At 52.1% G+C, this 23,015-nt stretch carries 19 protein-coding genes, 1 pseudogene and 1 riboswitch; of the genes and pseudogenes, 9 read left to right on the top strand and 11 right to left on the bottom strand.

Translation table 11 applies throughout. The annotated features are described in order from the left end of the window. Nucleotides 1–9: 9 nt before the first annotated feature. From M3194_RS31740 to M3194_RS26460, 5 genes and pseudogenes are all read left to right on the top strand, one after another. Nucleotides 10–129: a GMP synthase (glutamine-hydrolyzing) gene (locus M3194_RS31740; RefSeq protein WP_397334387.1), complete on the top strand. Its 120-nt coding sequence runs from the start codon at nucleotides 10–12 to the stop codon at nucleotides 127–129. A gap of 202 nt (nucleotides 130–331) precedes the next feature. Beyond that, on the top strand, nucleotides 332–1,219 hold the full coding sequence (locus tag M3194_RS26475; protein WP_251657113.1) for an ABC transporter permease subunit: 888 nt from the start codon (nucleotides 332–334) through the stop codon (nucleotides 1,217–1,219). Further along, nucleotides 1,216–2,154: an ABC transporter permease gene (locus M3194_RS26470; RefSeq protein ID WP_251657112.1), complete on the top strand. Its 939-nt coding sequence runs from the start codon at nucleotides 1,216–1,218 to the stop codon at nucleotides 2,152–2,154. Before M3194_RS26475 ends, M3194_RS26470 begins: the two co-directional genes overlap by 4 nt. Before the next feature lie 39 nt (nucleotides 2,155–2,193). Continuing rightward, nucleotides 2,194–2,361 (top strand): hypothetical protein, encoded by a 168-nt coding sequence (locus tag M3194_RS26465; protein ID WP_251657111.1) that lies wholly within the window; start codon nucleotides 2,194–2,196, stop codon nucleotides 2,359–2,361. A 124-nt stretch (nucleotides 2,362–2,485) separates the two neighbouring features. Next, nucleotides 2,486–2,644, top strand: a pseudogene (locus tag M3194_RS26460) (GMP synthase (glutamine-hydrolyzing)); the annotation flags it as partial. A gap of 68 nt (nucleotides 2,645–2,712) precedes the next feature. Here M3194_RS26460 and M3194_RS26455 read toward each other — a convergent pair. The 9 genes from M3194_RS26455 to M3194_RS26415 all read right to left on the bottom strand — a co-directional run bounded on the left by M3194_RS26455 (nucleotide 2,713) and on the right by M3194_RS26415 (nucleotide 15,650). Next, nucleotides 2,713–3,708 carry a Gfo/Idh/MocA family protein gene (locus M3194_RS26455; protein WP_251657108.1) on the bottom strand — a complete coding sequence of 332 codons (996 nt, stop codon included), beginning with the start codon at nucleotides 3,706–3,708 and terminating at the stop codon, nucleotides 2,713–2,715. Nucleotides 3,709–3,747: 39 nt separating this feature from the next. Then, complete coding sequence (locus M3194_RS26450; protein WP_251657106.1) at nucleotides 3,748–4,830, bottom strand: Gfo/Idh/MocA family protein; 1,083 nt, start codon at nucleotides 4,828–4,830, stop codon at nucleotides 3,748–3,750. Next, on the bottom strand, nucleotides 4,827–5,504 hold the full coding sequence (locus M3194_RS26445) for a hypothetical protein (protein WP_251657105.1): 678 nt from the start codon (nucleotides 5,502–5,504) through the stop codon (nucleotides 4,827–4,829). The genes M3194_RS26450 and M3194_RS26445 overlap by 4 nt, the downstream gene beginning before the upstream one ends. Continuing rightward, nucleotides 5,501–6,457, bottom strand: a complete 957-nt coding sequence (locus M3194_RS26440; protein ID WP_251657148.1) for a sugar phosphate isomerase/epimerase family protein — start codon at nucleotides 6,455–6,457, stop codon at nucleotides 5,501–5,503. The genes M3194_RS26445 and M3194_RS26440 overlap by 4 nt, the downstream gene beginning before the upstream one ends. Before the next feature lie 3 nt (nucleotides 6,458–6,460). Then, a complete protein-coding gene (locus M3194_RS26435; protein ID WP_251657104.1) occupies nucleotides 6,461–7,357 on the bottom strand; it encodes a carbohydrate ABC transporter permease in 897 nt (298 codons plus the stop codon). After that, nucleotides 7,357–8,262: an ABC transporter permease gene (locus M3194_RS26430; protein WP_251657103.1), complete on the bottom strand. Its 906-nt coding sequence runs from the start codon at nucleotides 8,260–8,262 to the stop codon at nucleotides 7,357–7,359. Before M3194_RS26430 ends, M3194_RS26435 begins: the two co-directional genes overlap by 1 nt. Nucleotides 8,263–8,295: 33 nt before the next feature. Then, nucleotides 8,296–9,882 (bottom strand): extracellular solute-binding protein, encoded by a 1,587-nt coding sequence (locus M3194_RS26425; protein WP_251657102.1) that lies wholly within the window; start codon nucleotides 9,880–9,882, stop codon nucleotides 8,296–8,298. 200 nt (nucleotides 9,883–10,082) lie between these two features. Continuing rightward, a complete protein-coding gene (locus M3194_RS26420) occupies nucleotides 10,083–12,332 on the bottom strand; it encodes a helix-turn-helix domain-containing protein (protein WP_251657101.1) in 2,250 nt (749 codons plus the stop codon). 396 nt (nucleotides 12,333–12,728) lie between these two features. Further along, nucleotides 12,729–15,650, bottom strand: a complete 2,922-nt coding sequence (locus M3194_RS26415; protein WP_251657100.1) for an S-layer homology domain-containing protein — start codon at nucleotides 15,648–15,650, stop codon at nucleotides 12,729–12,731. A 170-nt stretch (nucleotides 15,651–15,820) separates the two neighbouring features. On the opposite strand from M3194_RS26415, the gene M3194_RS26410 reads away from it, so the two are divergent. From M3194_RS26410 to M3194_RS26395, 4 genes are all read left to right on the top strand, one after another. Then, a complete protein-coding gene (locus M3194_RS26410) occupies nucleotides 15,821–16,678 on the top strand; it encodes an AraC family transcriptional regulator (RefSeq protein ID WP_251657099.1) in 858 nt (285 codons plus the stop codon). A 121-nt stretch (nucleotides 16,679–16,799) separates the two neighbouring features. Beyond that, nucleotides 16,800–17,762, top strand: coding sequence for an N-acetylglucosamine kinase (locus tag M3194_RS26405; protein ID WP_251657098.1), 963 nt, complete (start codon nucleotides 16,800–16,802; stop codon nucleotides 17,760–17,762). A 275-nt stretch (nucleotides 17,763–18,037) separates the two neighbouring features. Continuing rightward, nucleotides 18,038–19,348, top strand: coding sequence for a 6-phospho-beta-glucosidase (locus M3194_RS26400; protein WP_251657096.1), 1,311 nt, complete (start codon nucleotides 18,038–18,040; stop codon nucleotides 19,346–19,348). A 223-nt stretch (nucleotides 19,349–19,571) separates the two neighbouring features. Then, a riboswitch (purine riboswitch) is annotated at nucleotides 19,572–19,672 on the top strand. A 255-nt stretch (nucleotides 19,673–19,927) separates the two neighbouring features. Next, the gene (locus M3194_RS26395; RefSeq protein ID WP_251657095.1) at nucleotides 19,928–21,313 is read left to right on the top strand and encodes an NCS2 family permease; all 1,386 of its coding nucleotides are present in this window, start codon (nucleotides 19,928–19,930) and stop codon (nucleotides 21,311–21,313) included. A 131-nt stretch (nucleotides 21,314–21,444) separates the two neighbouring features. On the opposite strand, the gene M3194_RS26390 is transcribed toward M3194_RS26395, so the two are convergent. After that, on the bottom strand, nucleotides 21,445–22,518 hold the full coding sequence (locus M3194_RS26390) for a phosphodiester glycosidase family protein (RefSeq protein WP_251657093.1): 1,074 nt from the start codon (nucleotides 22,516–22,518) through the stop codon (nucleotides 21,445–21,447). Continuing rightward, nucleotides 22,515–22,940 carry a hypothetical protein gene (locus M3194_RS26385; RefSeq protein WP_251657091.1) on the bottom strand — a complete coding sequence of 142 codons (426 nt, stop codon included), beginning with the start codon at nucleotides 22,938–22,940 and terminating at the stop codon, nucleotides 22,515–22,517. Before M3194_RS26385 ends, M3194_RS26390 begins: the two co-directional genes overlap by 4 nt. Between the last annotated feature and the right edge of the window lie 75 nt (nucleotides 22,941–23,015).

Raw genomic sequence — 23,015 nt, 5'->3', positions numbered from 1 at the left:
TAACATTCCATCTTATGTCGCGGAAATCGAGGCATTTTTGATGCAAAAGGGCAGGGATACGCTTGCAATGTTATCCGTATCGTCTACGACGTAACGTCTAAGCCGCCAGCTACCATTGAGTGGGAATAGGTTAGAAGCTGAAAGACGAAGCGCGAAGCAGTTCTCTGCTTCGTCTTTTTTTATTTGAACTCAACATCCCGCGTCAAAGGTAATCACCCACCAACTCAACCTACCAGCTGCCAAACTTTGGCTTACTAGATGAATGCTGGACGGGGCGCTATAATAGACACATTCACAAATAGTTACTTCAAGTAGGAAAGGGAGTTCAGGCATGTCGAAAGCCAAACAATGGACGCTGATGATTCCCGGCATGGCTCTCCTCGTGCTGATCCTTGCAGCGATGCCGCTTGTCATCAAGGCCGGGGACGGAGGAAGCGCCATACAGCTCGCGTGGAGCCAAGGGGCGGAAGCGTTCAAGGGATATTTTGCTGGGATCGGGGACGGGGCGACGTTCCGGTTCTACATGGGCAGTAACCAGTATTTATTCTGGGATCGGATCGGCTATTATTTCAAGACATCGCTCTTGTACGTGACGTCGGGAGCATTGCTGGGTACGGCGATTGGTATATTTGCAGGCTTGTATTTTGCGATCTCGAAGAGGGGCTGGATCAAAAGTATTATTGATTTCCTGGGTTCTCTGCCCGATTTTGTGTTCATCTTGCTGATGCAGTTCGGCATCGTATGGATGGCGAGCAAGACGGGCGTTGTTTTGTTCGAGGTTGCAACGCTGACCTCCGACGATCCGGCCATCGCGCTGCCGCTCATCGCTATGATTGTCATTCCGGCGAATTACATGATTCGGAGCGTGGCGATGCAGATGAGGCTGACGCTGACGGAGGACTATATCCGGAACGCGAAGGCAAGGGGGCTCAGCCGTACTTATATCGTCTTTTATCATGCCCTGCCGAATGTGCTGCCTTTCGTCAAAGGGGATTTGCATAAACTGATGGGCATTATCATGGGCAATTTGTTTATTACCGAATATTTGTTCAATAACAAAGGAGTGACGATGCTCATTTTCACGAACGCGTTCGGCGACGCGGTGTATCAATATAACGTCGTCGTGAACGGCTTGCTTTCGTTTCTGGTGCTGTACGGCATTGGTTACGGCCTGCTTCGGTTGTTTATATTCGGACTTAGAAAGGTGTTCGTTCGATGAATAGGATGAAAATGGGCAAAACGTTGATCGCTGGCATTATTCTCTCCTCATTGATGCTCTTGATTGCGGTATTCGGACCGCTCTTCGCCCCTCATGGTCCGAAGGACCAGGTAAAAATTGAATATGTTGTCGTCGAAGGCGGAGATAGCTACGTGTATGCTCCGCCGATCTCCCCCGGGAAAGACGGGTACCCTTTGGGTACGGACAAAGACGGCTACGACATATTGACCAAGCTGCTGTACGGCGCCCGGTATACGATTCTGTTGTCGCTAGGCATCGCCGCGGCGAGATTAGCGGCAGGCGGGCTCATCGGAATGCTGCTGGGTTACTTCGGGAAACCGACGTCCAAGAAAAGCTCCGGATCATCGGTATGGAGCGTGCTGAACGGCATCCCTACCTTCCTGATCGTCTGGTTGGTCATGCTCGGCATAACTATGAATCCGGCCGCAAGCCCTATTGCCATGTCGCTCCTTCTTGCAGGGGTGCTGACGCTTCTAGGCATTCCATCCATCGCTTCGACGGTCAGGGAGAAGACGATTGTGCTCCGAGAGAGACAATTCGTCACGGCAGCAGAGGCGCTTGGAGCAGGAAGATGGAAGGTCATCGGATCCCATCTGCTTCCCCATCTAAAGGAAGCTTTTCTCATCTTGCTCCTGCAGGAAGTCATCTTGGTGCTGAGCCTGTTCGGACAGCTGGCGCTTTTTCATATTTTTGTGGGCGGGACGACGGAATACTTCGATCCCATCGAATACCATAGCCGTACGAATGAATGGGGCGGTCTGATCGGACAAGCTCGCGGAAGCTTCTACGCGAACCAATGGATTTTCTACTCGCCGCTCTGTGCCTACGTGCTTCTGCTAATCAGCCTCCACCTGCTGTCCAAAGGATTGGAGAAGAGATACAACCGGATGTTCTCTAACTTCTCGCACCTGTGAAACAATGAAATCAATATTGGCTTGCCGGGAGGCTCCGCCGTGAAACCAACTGCTCCCGTGACCCGAGATCATATTTCTCAGTCGGAGGGCGTCAGTCCGCTGTTCCAGCGGCTGCATTGGCATACGGCTCTAGAGATCAACTATATTCCGGGGCAGCGCCTTTCAACGGTTCACGGTATGACTTTCAGCAGGGGGATATCATTCTGATTAACTCCAATGATCTGCACCGGGCGTTTAAACGGAGAAGGTTATGACCGTCATCCTGTTCGATGCCTCGTATCTTGCGCTGGAGCAGCGCTATGATCCGGAGCTGCTTGTCCCGTTCCGGGAGGTCGGCATCCGCGTCGTAATGTCCATCGACGGCATGACAGCCGACTGGGCTCGTATCCCTTGGGATGTACTCGAGAAAATCTCGGTACGTATCGTTAACGAGGTCAACAACGTAACAGCAAAGACGCCGGGAGTTATTCCCGGCGTCTTTGCTGTTTAAAGTGCCACGAGTTCATCATGATTGCATTACGCTGTCCGGAACAAAAACGACGCGATGCAAATTAGCGGCTATACCTGCAGCTGCGAAAGCTCTATCGCTTTGCCAAGCTTGGCTGACAGGTTGGAGGCTTCCATAAGACGGGTCAGGTCAAGAGCCATCTCCAGATTTTGCGTGTTGATCGTGTTCTGTTGAACATGGGAAGCCCATTGCTCCAGATCGGAAGGCAGGGCATCCGGCAGCGGCCATTCGATTACCGGATTGTCTCCGTTGTCCACGCTGGCCACGATCAGCTTCCGATTCTGCAGGCTGAAGGCCATGCTTCCTTTCGTGCCGTGCGCTTCAAGCGTTAACGGGGACAGCGGATTCACAAAGCCGGTTTCGACGACGCCTACAGCTCCGTCCGCATAACCCAATACGGCGACGGCGTTGTCTTCCACATCTCTCCCTGTCACATAACCGTAGCTTGAGATGATGCTCTTCGGCATGCCAAGCAGCATGCGGGTCAAATACATCGGATGACAGCCCAGGTCAATCATGGCACCGCCTCCGCATTGCTCTAGGCTATAGAAGTAAGGAGGCAATCCCGTATCCGACAGCGCTCCCTTGTGAGCCATTCTTACCCGGACCTGCGTAAGTCGGCCGAGCAGTCCTTTGGCGGCCACTTCCCGGGCGGCTTGGGCAAAAGGGGTATTCAGCCGGGGGAGGGAAACGGTAAGCTTGACGCCCGCTTGTTGCACGGCGTCCACAATTTCTTGGGCTTCCCGAATGGTTGCGGCTAGTACTTTCTCGGTGAAAATATGTTTGCCTGCTCGAGCCGCCGCCGAGATCACATCCCGGTGCATCGAAGTTGGAGTCGTGACAATAACGGCATCAATTTCAGGATTGGCAAGCAGTTCGACCAAATCTGCATAGAAGGGCACCTGCCGCGCTTCTGCCTGCACGGCTCCGCGATCCGGGTCCTCGTCCCATATCGCTTTGATAACCATCTCCGGATGCTGCTCGGCCTGGAGGGCGTAATCCCTGGCATGAACATGCCAAAAGCTCAATATAGCTATGTTGATCATCTCTTAAAACCTCCTTTTGGCAGGGCTCTATCAGCTCTATCAATCAAAATAAATGGCCTCGCCGGTGCGGTTGGATTCATAAATGGCTTCGATAATTTCGGAGACTACGCAGGCTTGCTCAGGTAATACAACCGGATCCGTATCGCTAAGAATCGCTTCGATCCACATCCGGCATTCCCGCTCATGCATGCTTTCCTTGCGTCCGTCGAAGAAATCCGCGCCTTTGACGTCGAACTGGATGCTATTGGCGTAGAGACGGCCGTATTTTTCACCGTTAATCCGAAGCGTATCTTTCACGTCCGCGCCGCCTTCCGTGCCGCAAAGCGTGTATAACGCTTCGCGCGTATCCAGCATATTCAGCGCCCAGCTGGACTCCAGCATCAGCGTAGCGCCATTTTTCATGACGATCATGCCAAACGCCGAGTCCTCTACCGTAAATTTGCCAGGATCCCAAGTTCCGCCCGCGTTAGCCGAACCCTTGCGGTTAGCCAGCTTTTGATAAGTGGTTCCCAAGACTACCTTGGGTTCGTAATTGTTCATGAGCCACAGCGTCAAATCCAGCGCATGGGTACCGATGTCGATAAGCGGGCCGCCGCCTTGCTTGTCCTTGTCGAGGAAAACGCCCCAAGTGGGAACGCCCCGTCTGCGCAGCGCGTGGGCTTTGGCGAAATAAATCTCGCCGAGATCGCCGTTGTCGCAAACCTGCTTCAAAAATTGGCTGTCCGGCCGGAAACGATTGTTAAAGCCGATGGTCAGTTTTTTGCCTGTGCGTTTAGCGGCTTCCACCATGCGGCGGGCATCGGCTGCGGTTTTGGCCATCGGTTTTTCGCACATCACGTGCTTGCCTGCCTCTAGCGCAGCGATAGAAATTTCGGCATGGGCATCGTTTGCCGTGCAAACATGCACAACGTCGATGGAGGAATCCGCCAGCAGCTCCCGGTAATCGCTGTACACCTTAGCGTCCGTCGTACCGAATTTTTCAGCCGCCTGCCGGGCTTTCTCGGTCACAATATCCGCAAAAGCCGTAATGGCAACGGCCTCTTGTTTGCTCAAGTTAGGTAAATGTTTGCCAAATGCGATAGCTCCGCAGCCAATAATTCCGACCTTTAATTGTCTGTTCATTTCTCTTCTCCTCCCAGGAATTCATCAATTTCAGCCAGTCTTTCCTTAATGCGGACGGGGACCTCGGCATGAAGCTGCTCCCAAGTGGCGTACAGCGCCGGATCAATGCGATATTCGCGGAATTCCATGGCAGGCTTGAAGCGGAAGCTCCGCAAATAAAGCTCTACCTTGCGGTCCGTTTCGTCATCGGTCGAATAAACCCCGTCGAACGGACCGGTAACTAACAACCCGCGTCTTCCCGCATATTCATCCGTTGCGGACATTAACTCCGGCAGCAGATAAAACATGTCCGCCTGAGGCATGAAGGCATGTTTGCCCGGCTGGGAGTACAGCTTGACATGGGTGCCGTCAACCAGGTTGCTGCGGTCACGCAGAAGCCCTTTGAAATGTCTGCCGTGGAAGCTGGCGTCGCAATCAATGACCTCGTCGTTTTGCCCCACATAAATCCATACATGCTCCAGCTCGTACAGGTGCTGAATATCGTAATCCCAATAGATGGCATACTCGATAATATACTTAAGTCCCGGCTCGTCGAAAGCAAAGGTTCGGCGCGTAGAAGGAGAAGGACCCGCTTCCTCCAGCACGGTAACGCCGACGCGGACAGGGAAGAAAGGTTCGTTGTTGTCAAAATAAATATAAGGCGCGTATTTGGAAATCCATTCGGTATTCATCATTTGGCTTGACCCTCCAACACGAGTAATTTGTTCATGATTTGGTTGTGACTTTGCTCAATCTCCTCGGGCAAACAAGCGGATTTCAGCTCGTATACCCGGACAGGAGCTTTATGGATCATATCCAGGACAACATCGAAATCGTCCTGCCCGCTGTGGACATAAGGACACCAATGATCGGAAAGCCCGATCGTTTCGTGAATGTGCACGCCGGCGAGCGGAAGCTCAAGCTCCCGAAGGTCGCGCAGATTCTCGTACAGCCCCATGCGTTCCATCATCATGGCATGGCCGATGTCGTACCAGAGCCCGACGGGACTGCCCTTCAGGCGGCTGGTCAGCCATTCGGCCTCGCGCAGCGTCGGAATTTGGTAGCAGCGTGCCCTGGTCTCGATACCGATGGCTACTTTGTAGCCTTTCCGCTCGATGAAATCGCTGATCTCCTCCAGGCTGCGATGAATGCGTTCCAGGTTCTGCGGAGCCTGGCTTTGCCTTTGCTCCAGCATCGTGGTCCAGAGCGTTGCGTAGGCCTCCGAGCTTCTGCCTTGGTTCTTGTATATGTCTTTAAGCCGGGCGTCGACGTTGCCCGGAAACGGGACCTCGCCGGGATGTACCACGACGGCTTTCGCGCCGTAGCGCACGGCGTATTCAACGGATTGCTTAAGCAGTTCAAGCGCCCTTCTCCGTTTGTCCTCGTCTTCGTAACCAAGCATGGGCGAATCCGTGTCGAAATCCTTGTCTTCAATGAACGGGAAAGCATGGTGGACGCTGGATATGCCGATGGCGCCGTTTTCGATCATCGGTTCGATCGTGGTCAGATGCTCCCGCGTAACGTTATAATTCAACTCGACATTTTGGAAGCCGAGCGCCATGATTTCTTCCAGCATCGCTCTGCCATTCCGGTGTTTCTTGATGTTCCAGCAAGTCGAAAATGAAAAATCTTCTTTATTCCTCACGATGCGCTACTCCTTTACGGCCCCGATCATGACGCCGGAGATGAAATATTTTTGCAGCCAGGGGTAAACAAGCAGAATCGGCAGCGTGGCAAACATAATGCTTGCCGCTTTGATGCTTTCCGGCAATACGGAAACGACCTGATCGCCCTGCATGGACAAAGGATCGTTGGTCATGCTGTTCATGACGACCTGATACAGCTTTAGCTGAATGGGGTACAGATTCGGATTCGTAATGTACATCAAAGCGTCCATGAAACCGTTCCAGCGGCCTACGGCGTAAAACAGGCTGAGCGTAGCCAGCGCCGGCATCGACAGCGGCAGGACAATTCGGACCAGACTATGGAAATGACTGCTGCCGTCCATTTCCGCCGCTTCAAGCAGCCCGCTGGGCAGCGAACGAAGAAAGGTAAGAAGAATGATCAGGAAAAACGGATTAATCATCGCGGGCAGCAGCAGCGATCCAAGATGATTGGTCAAATGCAGGCTGCGGATGAGCAAATAATCCGGAATGGTGCCACCGCTGAAAAACATCGTAAATAAGATAAGGAACATGACGAACTTTGCGCCCTTCAGCCGTTTGGACAGCGGATAAGCGGCAAACACGGTCATCAGCATGGACAAGGCGGTATAACCCGCCGTCAAGCCTATCGACACCAGGAGCGAACGGATCATGGAAGCATCCTGGAAAATTTTTTGGTACGCTTCGAAATTGATGCCGAGCGGGAACACGGTCACCTCTCCGGAAAGAATAGCCCGGTTGGAGCTAAGCGACATGGAGGCGATATGAAGCAAAGGAGCCAGGCACAAAATGACAAGCACAGCGATGATCCCCATATTAAGGAGTTCGAAAGCTCGGATACCTGGTGCGGACGAATGGGGCCGTCTATGGTTTACAGCTTTCATCAGAACACTCCGTTACCGGTTATTTTCTTGGCGATCCGGTTTGCCGCAAGCAGCAGAATGATGCCTACTACGGCCTGGAACAGCCCCACCGCCGTTGCGAGGGAGAAGTTGGCCGTTTGAACCCCCGTCTTATAGACAAACGTACTGATTACTTCCGAGAAATCCAGAACGCTTACATTGCCGATGACATACGGCCGGTCAAAGCTGATTTGCACGATTTCCCCGATCTTGAGGATAAGCAGCACCACAATGGTCGGCCGGATGCCCGGCAGGGTAATGGACCGCATTTTCCGGAAACGTCCTGCTCCATCCATGGCCGCAGCCTCATAAAGCTCGGAATTGATGCCGGTAATGGCAGCCAGATAAATGATCGTCCCCCAGCCCGCGCTTTGCCACACTCCTACAACCAGGTAAGTGATCAGCCAGTTGTATTTGTCGGTTAGAAACGGAATCGGATCAATCCCCAAATGCCCCAGCAGCAGATTAACAATCCCCGTATTGGTGGCGAAAACTTGAAGCATGATGCCGCCGATAATGACCCAGGATAAAAAATGGGGCAGATACAGAATGGTTTGGGCCCATTTTTTGAACCTGACCCGGGTTATTTCATTAAGAAGCAGCGCAAGCAAAATAGGGGCAGGGAACGAGAAAAGCAGGTCCGCCAAATTCAGCATGAAAGTGTTCCGGAGCGCCTTGTAAAAGGCGCTCATGCCAAAAACCTCGCGGAACACGTCGAACCCGACCCAAGGACTGCCCATAACCCCCTTGAAGAGGTTGAAATCTTGAAAAGCAATCAGGATGCCGTACATCGGGCCGTATTTAAAGATTAGAAAATAGGCGACCGGACCAAGCAGCAGGATATACAATTGCCAATTCCGCAAAAAGTAAAGCCATGATTGTTTCATTCCGATCCTCCAAAAGTTTGATTAGAACAGCAGTCATTTCGCCATTGCTTTGTAGGCTTCCGTACGTTCTTTGATAATGGCGCCGCCGCCGCTTGCCATATAATCTTTAAGGAGATCGTCATAGACCTTGTCGAAATCCGCGGGCTTGGCAATTACGCTTTTCACGATAAGCTGGTCATATTTGTCTCTCAGCGCCGGCATATATTTGTTTTCGGCTTCGATCGGCGTGGTGAAGTTGGCATAACGGGTCGTGTCGGTCAGCGACATCTTGTAAGCGTCGATCACATATTGCCGGAATTGTTCAGGCGCAATAGCCGCGGCCGCGGCCCAGTTCTTCTCGTTGCTGCCGAAATCCTCCCCCTGCGTGATCATGACGATGTCATTGGAATTAAACATCCGCTTAGCGGTTTCTTCCGATTGCGTGCGCTGCGGCAAACCGTCCACCAGCGTATAATCCTCGCCTTCAATGCCGTTCATCAGCGTCAAGAGCACGTCCGGCTTAGCCATCCAGTCGAGATATTTGATGGCTTCGGCACCGCGTTTGCTGGAAGCCGGAACCATCAGGAAGAATCCCGTAGGATCGTATTCCGGTTTTAAGTGTTTGCCGGCATTGTTGGTATAGGGGTCAACAGGGACCAGATTCGCGCCGGGAACATTTTGGGTCAGCACCTTGGCGATGCCGGGATTATCCATGTAGGCGTTGCCCAGGTTATCGCTGAACATGCCGACTTTTCCGTTCATGACGTCCTGGAAGACCTGTTTTTCATCTTTATCAAGCGCAAAATCGGGACTTACGAGGCCTTCATTGTAGAGCTTGTTCAAAAACTTCAATGCGTCTTTATGTCCTGGGAGCAGAAGCGGATATCCGAGATTTTCCGACAGGGTGTAGCGCTGCTCGTCCGTAAGGCCGTCCTGAATGAAAGACCAGACGATCGGTTCGAAGGAGGCCGGCGTCAGCGACAAGCCGAGAGGAATCACTTTACCGCCCGTCTGTCCCGGATCCTTTTCCTTAAAAGCCTTCAGCGTTTCATACACCTGCTCCGTGGTTTGCGGCATCGGCAGACCAAGCTTGTCCAGCCAGTCTTTGCGGATCAGGTTTTCGTATTTGCCCGTGTTGACGCGGCGTCCGGGAATCGAATATTGCACCCCGTCAACCTTGCCGACGTCCAGAGCGCTTCCCAAATACTTTTTAAGGTTCGGGCCATATTGGTCGATAAGCGAATCGAGCGGAAGCAGCCCGCCATCCTTGGCGTAGCTATAAGGCGTCAGTACGTTGGTGCTGGCGAATACGATATCCGGCGCGTCGCCGCTGGTCATCATGACGTTGACTTTGTCGGTGGCATCGGTGCGCGGAATCGGGACAAACTCAACTTTAATATGGTTGGGATCGCCGAAATTTTTCTGGACGTAGTCCGTCCAATAGTTGTCCGTAGCCGTGTAACCGGCAGGCGCATTCCCCCGGTCAAAAATACCGATCTTTAAAGTTACCTGCTTGCCCGCATCTGCGGACGCCGCGCCTGCCGCGGCAGGCGCTTCGTTGCCGCTTCCGGACGAACATCCGTCCAACAAGCCGGCAGCGAAAACGGCCAACAACGCGTAGCTCAACACTCTGTTTCTCATAAACCTTTCTTCACCTCGCCATAAGTTTTGGAGTTGCAATTACGTTATAGCCCGTGCGGGTGAGGCGAGACAATTTACATGTTTCTGCCGACTATGCAAAAGAGCAGAAATGGCGCCGGAGAGGCGCCAATGGAGTGAAGCAAACCTTATTCAGCTAACATGCAAAAAGCCAAACAAAGCCGGAAATAAGGACATTTGGCTCATAAGACGGGGTTAGCTTGACTCTCGGCGTTCCGCATCAGCTTGCGGTAATCGCCGGGAGATACGCCAACCGTTTTCTTGAATATTCTTCCAAAAGAAATGACATGCTCGTAACCGACAAGCCGCGAGATTTCGCTTATGGATTCGTTGGTTTCCCGCAGCAGAATCTGCGCTTGATCTACCCGCAGCCCAATCAGGAAATCGACGAATTTGACCTTGAATTCCTCCTTGAACAATTGGCTGGCGTATTTCCCGTTAATGCCGAATCGGTCGCTTATGGATTTCAATGACAGATCAAAGTCGGCAAAATGTTCCTCGATATATTTTTTCACCTCGTAAATCAGGCGATCTTTGCTTCTGGATTCCAGCATGGCGTTGTATTGCTCGTACAGCTGATCAAGCAGCTCGCTGAACAACAACCGGATTACGGGAGTTTCCTCCATATCTTTGAGCGCTTCGGTCATCCGGGGGTAGGTCACCGTATGCCAATATTCGCTGATCGCGGGCGAAGTGTCCTCCATCTCCCGTGCGAAGCGGTGCGTCAGATAGTTGAACAGGAGCTGCATCTCTTCGTTCTTCAGCAAGTGATTCTCCAGAAGATCGAAGATCCGGGAGAAGTCGTTTTTCCACTCCGGCTGCTGAATCCGGAAATGGTGCACCAAATCTTCTACCCGCTTGAAATAAAGCGGGTTAACGGATTTCTCCCCGTCGCTTATGTCGGGATAAAGGAGAATCCGATTGCTGCCTGCCGTCATTTTATATTGCAGGGCGGTCATGGCTTCCTCGAAAGACTTTTTAATTTGCGGCAGCTCCGGCACAGGGGAGCCGACCCCCATAGTGGTGGTAAACGCCAGCTCACTTTCGGCACTCATCCGGAGCCGCTCAAGGGCGCGAACCACGGCTTGCAGCGGCTCGTCCCGACCTTCGGGTCCATGCTCCGGGTCCGGGGGAACATACATCATGAGGGACAGCCTGTCGGCTGAAATCCAATTCTGAGAGACGGTTTGGGCCTGCAAATCCGGCCGCTCTCCTGCCAGCTTTTCCAGCCGCTGCTTGGAACCCAGCATGTTCTGGCGGTTCTGTCGCATCAAAGGGACGTATTTATCGATTTCCAAGATGGCGATGATCAGGCTGCCATGCTCCGGAAGATCAAACAAGGAAAGATAGTTCCCCCATTCTTCGGCGGGAACGACGTTTTCATAATCCTGCAGCTCGTTGAAAAATTGTTTTCGTTTGTACTGCAGATTTTCGGCTTCCTTAAGATCAATTTGATCCATCCGGAACAGCATATCCTCGAAGGCTTGCTCCAGAATGGCAAACTCGTCGTAACCGGAGGTTTTAAGCTCCTGGCGGTAGGAAGAAACCCTCGTCACCATATGTTCGATCGGCCGATAACTTCTTCGGGTGACGTACAGGATCACGGCTACGATGACGGCCAGCGTTAAAACAATGATCGTTAAGGGAATCAAGGACAAAAAGGCTGCTTGTCCGAGTAAATGCTCATCGGCCGTCCCGCTCGAAAAAGTCCAGCCCATATAATTGGAATAGAATTGGATCGACAGCTTGGAAGGACTGTTTCCGGGTCCGGTTGCGTACAGGAGCTGCCCCTGTTCATCCGAAATGTTCATGAAGCCGCGGGAATGGTTTTTGAGATTGTCGGCTGCAGCGAGCAGCAGGTCCGCCTTTACATTCAAGACGATCCAGCCTTCGGTTCCTATCTTTTGGGTCATGGATATAATTCGCTCGGGAGGATCGATTAACGGGAATTCACTATAAGTACGGAGAGACGACCAGCGGGAGGCTGGGGGGTTCTTTAGCAGGTTTTGAATGAAACAATTGTCGTCGAACTGGGAAAGACCGGTGATGTAACCTCCCGTCAGTACAACCTGGTCCTTGCTCCGGAAAAAATACACGGAATGAATCAGCGGGTTATTGCGAAGTTTAGCTATCTCGCTGGAAGCTTCATAGTTGGTCAGGCTTGTTGTACCATCGCCTCTGTCATCGTCAAAAAAATCACTGACCGCTTGGTTTTTGACGATCTGTTCGGCTAGCGTCCGTTCGATATTCTTTAAGGATGCCGTCATGCTGTCGACTACCCGGCTGGCGTAATCGCCGTTGGATTTCTTTATATCCCGAACCAGGTCGCTGTAGGTGATGGCATATGTGATGCAGATAATAGCGGCACCAAAGCTGCACAGGATGGCTAAATGGGAATAAAGCATTCGTCTCAACCATTTTTTATTTCGCATCTGAATCAAATCCTTCCGTAACACGTTGAGTAATTTCTCGTATTGGGTTGGATAAAGCCCGTTTTTTGTTCATGTTACTCGCCCTGTGTTAACGCAGTGTTTTGGACAGGCAAAGAGAAGGGGGAGCGACTTGTCAGCTCCTGCCGGCAGACTTTCTCGAAACTTGCGATAATAACGGGAACGGAGCGGAAAATCAGCAGATTTTACTCCTTCCAAAGATCGCCTTTTCGGTAAAATGTTTTTTTTGCAAAGCGTAAAATAGGCTGATCTATAAGGTCTGCATCGCTCCGACAATAGGGTGGGAAAAGGAATGAAAAAGCTCCCAGCCAGCTGCTGTAACGCAACTGGTTGGGAGCTTTTTTGTTTCTTGTTTCTTGTTTCTTGACGTTCGTTTTTTTAAATGTTTAAAGCATCAAGCAAGGCGTAAGCGATCTTCACCGCTTCGGCGCGCGTCAAGGTGTCGTCCGGGCGGAAGCTGCCGTCCGGATAACCGCTCACGATACCCGAGGCCGAGGTTTGGTTTACCGCGTCTAGGGCCCAAGCCGGGATAGCCGACACATCGCTAAAGGCCTTGCCGGTGCCGGACGGTGAAGTGCCGGCAGTCTTCAGAACGCGCGCGGCAATGACCGCGATTTCGGCGCGCGTGATCCGCTGCGAAGCGTTAAAGACGGAGCCGTCCTTGGTATCAAAGCCGGTCACATAGCCGGCATCGGTGGCTGCTTTCACTTGTGCCTTCGCCCATGACGGGATGAGGCTGTCATCGGCGAAGCTAGTTGCGCCGGATGCGGCGGGCAGCCCAAGCGAATCTGCCAACAGCTTCACCCATTCCGCGCGGGTGACCGGCTGGTCCGGCCGGAATTTGCCGTCTTCGTAGCCCGAGATCACTCCCATGCCGATCAAGCGCTCGGCGTAAGGTTTGGCCCACGATGCAGTCAGATCCGAGAAGGTGTGAGGCATGTAGCCGAACACTCCGAATTTCGTGAAATGCTTAATGTCGACGGTAATGGTCGTTCCGTTTGCTTTACCGCCGAGGAAGATCCATTTCTTCAGCTTTTCGTTGTAGTAGTACACGGCAGGCTGGCTGGTTGGCGCAGCCGAGCTTATCGCGTAGTTAAATGTCAATTCAACCGGCTTGCCAAACGTCGTGCCCGCATTGCTGGTCATCTCGACGATTGGGCTCAGCGCCTGCAGATTGCCAAGCGGAGGCTGTTGCCCCGAAGGGAGAACCTGCGCGCCGACGGTTCCGTTCGAAGTTAAGGCACCTGCCGGTATCTTGAAGGAGATCACGTCTTTCAAGCTGCCTTCCGCGCCTTTTGCCGGATCAACGGTAACGGAAACGGATGTTGCCGGCGTAGTAACCGGTGGAGTTCCGCCTCCCGGAGTCGAGGTTGAAGGCAGTGCTTTAATCGTAATCGCAAAGGCTTTGGAATCCGATGAATCGCCGCGAGAAGCGGTTGCTTTGAGCGTAACCGACGCATTGGGATGTCCCGCGGCAGGGCGGGTTACTTTAGCGATGCCATTCTCGATGGTGACCGCGTTCGAGGTATCGGTTGTTTCCTCCCAGGCGATAGCCGCACCATGCTCTCCTTCGGAGGGAAGAACGATATTCTCGGTAACCGCGTCAGCATTGCCGAGAGTCAGCTTGCTCAGCGTATCCTTAACCGCTTCTTCATCGGTGTATGCGGCCGTATCCACAAAGACAGGATTCGAGTAGAACCACAGGTCTTTATAATTGCGGTCGTTAATTTCGTTGAATCGGGCCGTTGCATCGGCAGTTGTTGTTTTTGGATCGATTAACGGATTGCCATCCAGCGTCTCGCCCGCCACGTTCATTCCGAGGTTCGTGCCTCTGAGGCGGAAATACTGATCTTTGCTAGCCTTCGGCAGATCGTAGGTGATGACGTTGTAGCCGTTTGCGTCGGTTGTCCAGTCCTCGCTCGTGAAAGTAGCAAGGACGCGGGTGGAATCGTTGGTATCCTTGTCGTAGGCCGGAGTTCCTTTTACTGCCGGGCCCGTAACATCGCCGGCAATCAGGTCGATATGATCAACCGCGGGTTTCGCGCCTGCGGATTGCCCGCTGTAGATCGGATTCTCGTAGTTGTTGGAACCGGGGCTTTTGAACTTGATCGTAAGCGTAAGCTTATCCCCTTCGGTTGCCTGCAGGCTCTCGCCCATTTCGGCATCCGCGCCGCCGTCCGCAACCCGGAAATCCAATGCGTTAATCAGATCGCCAAAGACGGAGAACGATTTGCCCGAGCGCATGCCGTTCAGAATGTCCTGCGTGGATCTTCCTTCGCTCCAAATATAGTTTTTGGCGTATTCGCCCGGCCAGTATCCGCTCGAGTTGGTATCGATCGTCTTGAAATGGTAGTCGGAATTCGCGAAGTTCCAGAACTTGCGGCCTTCGCCAAGCAAGGAATCCCAGACGCCTCCGACCTTCGCTACCATGTAATCGACGCCGCCGTAAGAACGGTTCTTATAGTTGTCGTTGGCCGTTGGATTAGCGGGATCGTAAGCCGAGTTGTAACCGCCGCGGTCCGGCTCCATTTGGTTGCCGAGCATCCCCTCGAAGCCAAACGCGATGTCCGGAGCGGCATTGTTGAAGTCGCGGAAGTCCGAAATCTTGTATTTGCCAACGCCCCGGGAAGGATGGTTGACGATCATGTAGCTGGTTTCCGGGTAATTGCGTTTAAGCCAGTTAATCGCGGACAAGCTGTCCGCATGCGTGCTGTACGCCCGGTCATCGGCGGCTTCCCACTGCAGGACATCGGCCGGATTGAACCAGGTTGCGTCGCGGTTCGTGAACAGGTATTCGAATTGGTTCGCGGCTTTCAGCGCTGCCGCGGAGCCGGGTTCATCCGTAAGAATGCCAACGGAGCCATGCTCGTGTGACGGGATGTCCCATTCAAAGCCGGAGAATATTGTCTTGCCGGCATATTTGCCCGCCTCTTGCAAAGCCTTTATTTTTGGAACCTGGTATTCGAGCAGCCCTTTCGATAACGGAATGGGGCCTCCTGGAATCTCGGCGCCCGTATCATCCCGTTTGGAGGAGCGCAAATGATCCGCCAGCATCAGAAAATCGAGGCCGTAAGTCGTCAGGCCGTGATCAAGCACCGATTCGAGCGAGCTTTGGGCATCGTCCGATTCGAAGGTGTGAGCGTGGAATTCGCCGGTCAGCCATTGCCCTTGACCTTGATCTTGCGCGGCGCCCGCATCGGCGGCCGCTGCTTTAGGAGTTGGAACAGCAAGACCTGTCGAGAGGATGCTTGCCGAGAGAACCATGGGGAATATGATTCGAGCTTGCTTGTTAAATTTCAAAATTCATACACCACCAGTCTGCGAATGTGTTGCCCAAAGATGAAGCAGGGGCATCTAGAGTGTACAAGTCTAATATCAAGGGGGTATTAGGAGGAGGAGCATTTTTGTAAAGCGGCGGTAAATCTTCTGCTATACTAGAATCAACTAACTATCCAGCAGGAGGCCCTCCCATGAAGCCGATTCCTGACGTTTCGCGCGATTTGATTGAGCTGCCAACGGCTTTTCCGATTGTTATTTCCCAATCGGAGGGCGTCAGCCCGCTGTTTCAGCGGCTGCATTGGCATACGGCTCTGGAGATTAACTATATCAGCCGGGGAAGCGGCTATTATTTGATAAACGGTACGCGTTACGACTTTCGGGAAGGGGATATCCTCCTCATTAACTCGAACGATCTGCACCGCGCTTTCGAGAACAAAGAGCTGGTCATGTCCGTCATTATGTTTGATCCGGCGTATTTTGCGCTGGAGCAGCGTTATGATCCGGAGCTTCTGATTCCATTTCGGGAGATCGGCATGCGGTTTGATAATCTTCTTGACCGGAGCCATCCGATGCTGGCCCGCCTGGGAGCGGCGATCGAAGAGATGCGCAGCGAATTTACCCGCCTGGAGCCGCATTACGAGGCGGTGGTCCGTTCGCTGCTCGTTCAGTTCATGTCGTTTGTTAACCGTTACTTTGCGAAGGAGCAAGAGCGGGGAGCCTCCCGCCTTCGCGGAATGGAGACGATTCGCCAAGTATTGAACGCAATGGAAGCCGATGTTGCTCATCCGTGGACGTTAAAAGAACTGGCGGCATACGCACATCTCAGTCCGTCTCGCTTCAGCGCTCTATTCGTTCAGACGGTTGGCACGTCGCCGCTAGACTATTTGATTCAGCTGCGTTTATCGGCGGCCGTCCGCCTGCTCGAGTCCACGGACAAGAAAATGATTGAAATTGCGGAGATAACCGGATTCCGAAATTTATCGAACTTTAATAGGCTGTTCAAGCAGCATATCGGAAAGCAGCCTTCGGAGCTTAGACCTCGCCAATAATTAAAAACAGTAAGATAGTATCAGAACATCGTTCTTTATCAGTAGAGGAGCGGTGTTCTTTTCTTTTATGATGGTCGTACAATACAACACTTTTAATAAGTCGTCAGGAGCGTGGCTATTTATGTTGTTTCTTGGAATAGACGCAGGCGGAACCAAGACGCATGCTTTGCTAACGGATGAGAACGGCCGAGTGCTTGGCAGGGGGAGCGGCGGCAATGGCAATCACCAGACGGCCTTTGATGCGGCGCGGACAGAGATTGACCGGGCATGCTCGGAGGCGCTTCAGCAGGCAGGCGCAACCAAAGAAGAAGTCGATTTCGCATACTTCGGCCTCGCAGGAGCGGACCGCGAACCGGATTACGCGATTCTCCGTCCGATGATCGCCTCGCTGGATTTTCCACGTCACGACATTGCTTGCGATACGATGATTGGCATGCGCGCGGGCACTCATCAATCCTATGGTGCCGTTATTATCAGCGGGACGGGATTTAACGCTGCCGCGCGCAACGCCAAGGGCGAGGAGCTGCAATACGGCGGGTTCGGCTATTTGTTCGGGGACGGCCAAGGCTCCGGCACGGACCTGGCGGTTCATGCTTTCCGAAGCGCCATCCGCAGCTGGGAAGGTCGTGAACAGCCGTCGGTTCTGACGGAGCTAGTGCCTCAAGAAATGGGCTATTCCTCCGTTCAAGCCATGTACGATGATGCGTTGGACAACGGAGTGAGACCTTTGGAGTCTCTATCCAAAATCATGTTCAAAGCCGCGCTGCTTGGAGATGCCGTAGCGATAAGGCTGCTCGAAGACGCGGGATACGAGCATGGGAATGCCGTGAACGCCTTGATCCGAAGGCTTGGCATGGAGCAGGACAGCTTCGATGTCGTGCTGACGGGAAGCGTGCTCGCGAAAGGCAGCTCCCCGCATATGATCAATGCCATTAGAGAAGAAGTAGCCGATACGGCGCCTAATGCGAAGATTGTAAAACTGACGATAGACCCGGTCATTGGAGCAGTCATGAGCGCGATGGACAGCTGCGGCATCGAGATTACAGCGGAGACGGACGCAGCATTGCGCCGGATTACTTTTTAATATTAAGGCTGTTGCTTACGAAGCAAGAATCATCACGAACAGCTTATTTAAGGCTGTTTGTGTGATTATTAAATGCTTACGAAGCAAGAATCATCACGAACAGCTTATTTAAGGCTGTTTGTGTGATTATTAAATGCTTACGAAGCAAGAATCATCACGAACAGCCTATTTAAGGCTGTTTGTGTGATTATTAAATGCTTACGAAGCAAGAATCATCACGAACAGCCTATTTAAGGCTGTTTGTGTGATTATTCTTTTTAGGAGGCATCATTACTATGACTACTAAACAAGGTTTAAAAGTTGCCGTAATCGGGGGAGGCTCTTCCTATACCCCGGAGCTGGTCGAAGGATTTATTAAACGATACGACGAGATGCCGGTTCGCGAGCTTTGGCTCGTTGATATTGAGGAAGGACGCCATAAGCTGGAGATTGTCGGCAAGCTGGCGCAACGGATGGTCGAGCAAGCGGGCCTGCCGATCGATGTCCGTCTAACCCTGAACCGGCGTGAAGCGATTTCGGGAGCAGACTTCGTGACCACGCAGATGCGGGTAGGACTCCTAGAAGCAAGGCGGCGGGATGAGCATATTCCGATCAAGCATGGCGTTATCGGCCAGGAGACGACCGGTCCGGGAGGCATGCTGAAGGCGCTTCGGACGGTTCCGGTTATTTTGGACATATGCCGGGATATCGAAGAGCTTGCACCCAATGCGTGGATGCTGAACTTTACGAATCCGGCGGGCATCGTGACGGAAGCGGTGCTGAAGCACAGCAAGGTGAAGACGGTAGGTCTGTGCAACTCGCCGATCAACTTCCAGAAGTACCTGGCCAAGCAATACGGCGTTTCGGAACGCGAAGTGCTGCCGGAGTTCGTGGGCATCAACCATTTGCATTGGATAACGGCTGCTTACGTGAATGGTGAAGATAAGCTGCAAGAGATGATAGGCGGCGGCAATGATTACTCGGCCACGAACGTTACGGCCTTCGACTGGGATCCGGAATTCCTTCGTTCGCTTGGCGCGCTTCCGACCTACTATCTGCGCTATTTCTATATGACGGATACGATGTTCGCGGAGATGAAAGAATCGCTGGAGAAGGATGGTACTCGTGCAGATGTGGTCAGCCGGGTAGAGGGAGAGCTCTTCGAGCTGTATAAGGACGTTAATCTGAAGGAGAAGCCAAAGCAGCTGGAGAAGCGGGGAGGAGCGTTTTATTCCGAGGCAGCGGTTAATCTGATGCATTCCTTGTATACGGATCGACGGGACATCCAAACGCTTAACGTACGCAATGCGGGGATTATCGGCTTCCTGCCGGAGGATGCCAGCATCGAGGTAAATTGCGTCGTGACGGCGCAAGGTCCGGTGCCGCTGCCGCTGCAGCGGGTTCCCGAGCATATCAAGGGTCTTCTTCACGCGGTAAAAACCTACGAATCGCTCACGATCGAAGCTGCGGTTACGGGGGATCGTGGGATCGCGCTTCAAGCGATGGTGCATCATCCGCTTGTGCCAAGCGTATCCGTTGCCAAGACGCTGCTTGGTGAAATGCTGGAAGCGAACAAGAAGTACTTGCCGAGCTTTTTTGAATCCTAGAATGCTATTTCTAAAGCCGCATCCTTGCGGCTTTTTTTGATTTATGGATGGGTTGTCGCCTCCCTATGCCCGTTCATAGTTGTAACTTTATGCCAGAACCGGGACGAATGGCCTACCATTTTTTCGGTAAAAGACGAATGTTTGGTTTCGGAAATAACACGAACGTTCGTAAAAATTCATTGACAAGGAGCGGGTTCCTTATTATATTAATGTACGGATAACAACTACTAATATAATAACTTTTCGTATAATCTCAAGAATTGGCTTGAGAGTCTCTACTCGATCACCGTAAATGATCAGGCTACGAAAAGAGAGGAAGAGTGCCGCGCAATGTCATTCCGTTATGATTTTAACGGTATGGCATTGACTCGGTCCGCGGTATACTTTTCCCCTTTTTGCGGAGCCTAGGAGATAAATGCGTATTTACGCATCTTTTCCTAGGCTTTGTTGCAATTCTAAGGCTTTATGAGTTTTAGATAGAGCTTAGAATTCGTCGGATATCGAAGCGCTCTGCACCATGAGAGGACGGAGCAACGTTTCGCCTTGGCTTGTACACATTTTTGGGGGGTTAATGGGAAAATGGAACGGTTCTTTAAGTTCAAGGAACATGGTACAAACTTCAGAACGGAAATTATGGCAGGTCTGACCACTTTCATGACGATGGCTTACATTCTGGCGGTCAACCCGATCATTCTGACGCCAACTGGTCTTGACTGGACGGCAGTATTCCTCGCGACAGCAATCGCAGCGGGTATTTTCACCATTGCAATGGGCTTGTTCGTGAACTTCCCGGTAGCTTTGGCACCAGGAATGGGACTTAACGCGTACTTCGCTTCAACCGTCATTGCTTCGCAGGCTACGGATAAACCAATCTCGGTAGCAATGGGTCTGACAGCGGTATTTATCTCGGGTATTATTTTTATCATCCTAACGCTGACGCAAATTCGTCAAATGCTGATTACCGCTGTTCCGGACAGCCTGAAGCATGCGATTACCGTTGGTATCGGTTTGTTCATTACGATTGTTGGCTTGAAAGGCAGCGGCCTGATGACGGTTGCCGTAACGGCCTTTGGCGATATTAAGGCAAATGCGTATACGGATGTATCCGGTTCGGAAACGGTTATTCATATCGGCAGCTTCGCAAACGAAACGGTTATCATGACCGTAGTTGCCTTGTTCATTATCGGGATCCTGATGGTTCTGCGCGTACCGGGCGCAATCCTGTGGGGTATCCTTGGCACTACCGTGCTTTCGATCATCCTTGGTCAAGTTGATTTCAAGAAGACATTTACGGATCAAACGTGGGTACCTGACTTCTCGACCATGAACATCGGTCACTTCGATTTCCCGGGCGTGTTTGAAGTAGGTATCGTAACGGTCGTATTAACCTTTACCTTCGTTGAATTGTTTGATACATTCGGCACCCTGGTTGGTACAGCTAACCGCGCAGGCTTCATGAAAGATCCTGCCCAAGGCAAAAAACGCGTTGGCAAGGCGATGTTCGTTGACGCCGTGGCCGTAAGCGGCGGCGCCTTGCTTGGCACAAGTACAGTAACGGCCTTCGTAGAGAGCTCGGCTGGCGTTGCGCAAGGCGGACGTACAGGTCTGACTTCGATCACGACAGGCGTATGCTTCCTGCTTGCGATCTTCCTGTCGCCGGTCGTGGCGCTGGTTCCAGCGGCTGCAACTAATGCAGCGCTGATCATCGTTGGCGTATTGATGCTTCAATCGGTGAAGGAAATCGACTTCTCCGATATGGTTTACGCTATTCCTTCGTTCTTGACGCTGGCGCTTATGCCGTTCACTTACAGCATCGCTAACGGCATCTCGTTTGGTATCGTATCGTACGTAGTTCTGGCGACAGTAGCTAACGTATCGAACAAAGGCAAATATAAAGTTCACTGGCTCATGTGGATCCTGGCGATTCTGATTGTCGCTCGCTACGTATTCATGGGAACTGAGTAATCTATAATAGAAGAGAAAAAGCAGCGCTGGACCGGCGCTGCTTTTTTATGCTTAAAAACCTTGCAAAAACCTGTTGCCGACAAAAAAACAATTCCAGGCTCGTTGAGCCTGGAATTGTTTTTTGCGGCTAATCATTTAAAAAACAAAAAATGCGTCGGCAGTTTTCGAAGCTGCCCATCGGACGGTTTGTTAATGACGCGGCCGTTCCAGATCAGCGAGGAGGAACCGCCGCCGTCCAGGTTATAGCCGTCAACGGCGCCGTAACGCTGCAGCAGCAGCTGCATCTCGGCCAGCGTTGCGCCGGAGCTGCCGCCTTCGTTGCGTCCATCGGCAACAATAATAAGCAGCTGTCCATCCTTATAATTGGCAATTACCGTTCGCGGCGCGCGCACCGGACTAATCTGCCATTTGGTTGGAATCGTTGTTGGGTTGCCGTTCTTCATCAGAACAGGCACAAACGAAGCCCCAAATTTGACATTCAAGTCATCGAGCTGCTGCTTGTTTGTGAACTTGCCGCCAACAAGCTTGTTGGCGGCGTTTAGGCCAACAAAGAACAGATCGGAGCGAGTAGGCTCGAAGCCGTCAACATAACTGCCGTTTAGAACCGTGGTGCTAAGCGGATAACGCTTGCCCCCGCCGTCTGCAAAGCCGCCGGCGTTAACACCGGCGACAGCACCGTAACGCTGAACGGCAGCAAGCGTTGTTTCGGCACCGCCAACCTTATCCTTGCCGAGCACCATCTTCATGGCATCGCTCGATTTCAATTTGATTTTAAGCGCATAGCTTTGGAAGTTGTCGGCCTTTATGTAGAATAATTGCGCGCGCAGCTTGTCCGAGCTGATGGTGCCAGAAGGAGAACCGAGCCGTCCCGTGATGATTTTATCGTAGATAACTAGCGGCCGGTTAGCCTGCGCGGAAGCTGTCTTGACGATTTGAGCCATATCGGCGTTTGTCTGGTTATACAGCTTCAGCTGTTTCTTAATGGAAGCACTTGTCTGGGCAGCAGTCTGATGGGCCGCATCAAGTCCGCTCGCAAGCGATTTGGTACGGTCTGCCGCGGCACTTTCCTGTTGGCTGCTCTCAGGGAAGCTGCTATACGGCAATATGATCGAGATCTGGGTTACCATGAGCCATAACAGCATAGCGACAAACGGTGTGCAGGCAAGCAGCATCGTTCGGTTTAGCATTTGGATGGATGAGCTCATTTGAGCACATCCAGATTTTTTTGCAGTTCGCTCAGCTTCTTCTTCACTTCGTTCAATTGGCTGTAAAGCTTGTTGCTGTTATCGGTTTTGACATCAGCGTTATCCTTCGTAAAGGTCAGCAGCTCGTTAAGCGCTTCTACCTTGGACTCCAATTGCGACAGCTCACTTTGATAACCGGTTTCCATCTTGGTCATCCGGTCTTCGTATTGCTTTTGCATTTCGGCAATCTGGGCGGCAGTCTGTCGCTGGACATCGGCAGCAATCTGCTGCTGAACATGCTCGCTGTACAGCTTGGCTCCTGTAATGCCGGAAGCAATCAGAATGACCCAAACGCATACAAAGATGACAAAAGCACGCTGTTTAGCTGCCTTGCGTGGTTTTGCCTCGTAAGAAGCATTTGTTTCTAAAGCGGTATTGCTCATTAGGCGTTCACCTCGTTCTCTCATTTATATGGAAGAGAGAGTGAACGGACTGCAAAAATAGCATTAAAGCTAGTC

Origin of the sequence: Paenibacillus glycanilyticus, from assembly GCF_023715145.1 — a bacterium.
In the GTDB taxonomy this organism is placed as follows: domain Bacteria; phylum Bacillota; class Bacilli; order Paenibacillales; family Paenibacillaceae; genus Pristimantibacillus; species Pristimantibacillus glycanilyticus_A.
Note: the sequence above shows the minus strand (reverse complement) of the source record. Positions and strands in the feature narration are given on the sequence as shown.

Excerpts from the sequence above, each read along its gene's own strand:
- M3194_RS26425 (WP_251657102.1), bottom strand. The coding sequence starts at position 9,882 with ATGAGAAACAGAGTGTTGAGCTACGCGTTGTTGGCCGTTTTCGCTGCC.
- M3194_RS26420 (WP_251657101.1), bottom strand. The coding sequence starts at position 12,332 with ATGCGAAATAAAAAATGGTTGAGACGAATGCTTTATTCCCATTTAGCC.
- M3194_RS26385 (WP_251657091.1), bottom strand. The coding sequence starts at position 22,940 with ATGAGCAATACCGCTTTAGAAACAAATGCTTCTTACGAGGCAAAACCA.
- M3194_RS26395 (WP_251657095.1), top strand. The coding sequence starts at position 19,928 with ATGGAACGGTTCTTTAAGTTCAAGGAACATGGTACAAACTTCAGAACG.
- M3194_RS26390 (WP_251657093.1), bottom strand. The coding sequence starts at position 22,518 with ATGAGCTCATCCATCCAAATGCTAAACCGAACGATGCTGCTTGCCTGC.
- M3194_RS26435 (WP_251657104.1), bottom strand. The coding sequence starts at position 7,357 with ATGAAAGCTGTAAACCATAGACGGCCCCATTCGTCCGCACCAGGTATC.
- M3194_RS26430 (WP_251657103.1), bottom strand. The coding sequence starts at position 8,262 with ATGAAACAATCATGGCTTTACTTTTTGCGGAATTGGCAATTGTATATC.
- M3194_RS26405 (WP_251657098.1), top strand. The coding sequence starts at position 16,800 with ATGTTGTTTCTTGGAATAGACGCAGGCGGAACCAAGACGCATGCTTTG.
- M3194_RS26450 (WP_251657106.1), bottom strand. The coding sequence starts at position 4,830 with ATGAACAGACAATTAAAGGTCGGAATTATTGGCTGCGGAGCTATCGCA.
- M3194_RS26410 (WP_251657099.1), top strand. The coding sequence starts at position 15,821 with ATGAAGCCGATTCCTGACGTTTCGCGCGATTTGATTGAGCTGCCAACG.
- M3194_RS26400 (WP_251657096.1), top strand. The coding sequence starts at position 18,038 with ATGACTACTAAACAAGGTTTAAAAGTTGCCGTAATCGGGGGAGGCTCT.
- M3194_RS26470 (WP_251657112.1), top strand. The coding sequence starts at position 1,216 with ATGAATAGGATGAAAATGGGCAAAACGTTGATCGCTGGCATTATTCTC.
- M3194_RS26475 (WP_251657113.1), top strand. The coding sequence starts at position 332 with ATGTCGAAAGCCAAACAATGGACGCTGATGATTCCCGGCATGGCTCTC.
- M3194_RS26445 (WP_251657105.1), bottom strand. The coding sequence starts at position 5,504 with ATGATGAATACCGAATGGATTTCCAAATACGCGCCTTATATTTATTTT.
- M3194_RS26455 (WP_251657108.1), bottom strand. The coding sequence starts at position 3,708 with ATGATCAACATAGCTATATTGAGCTTTTGGCATGTTCATGCCAGGGAT.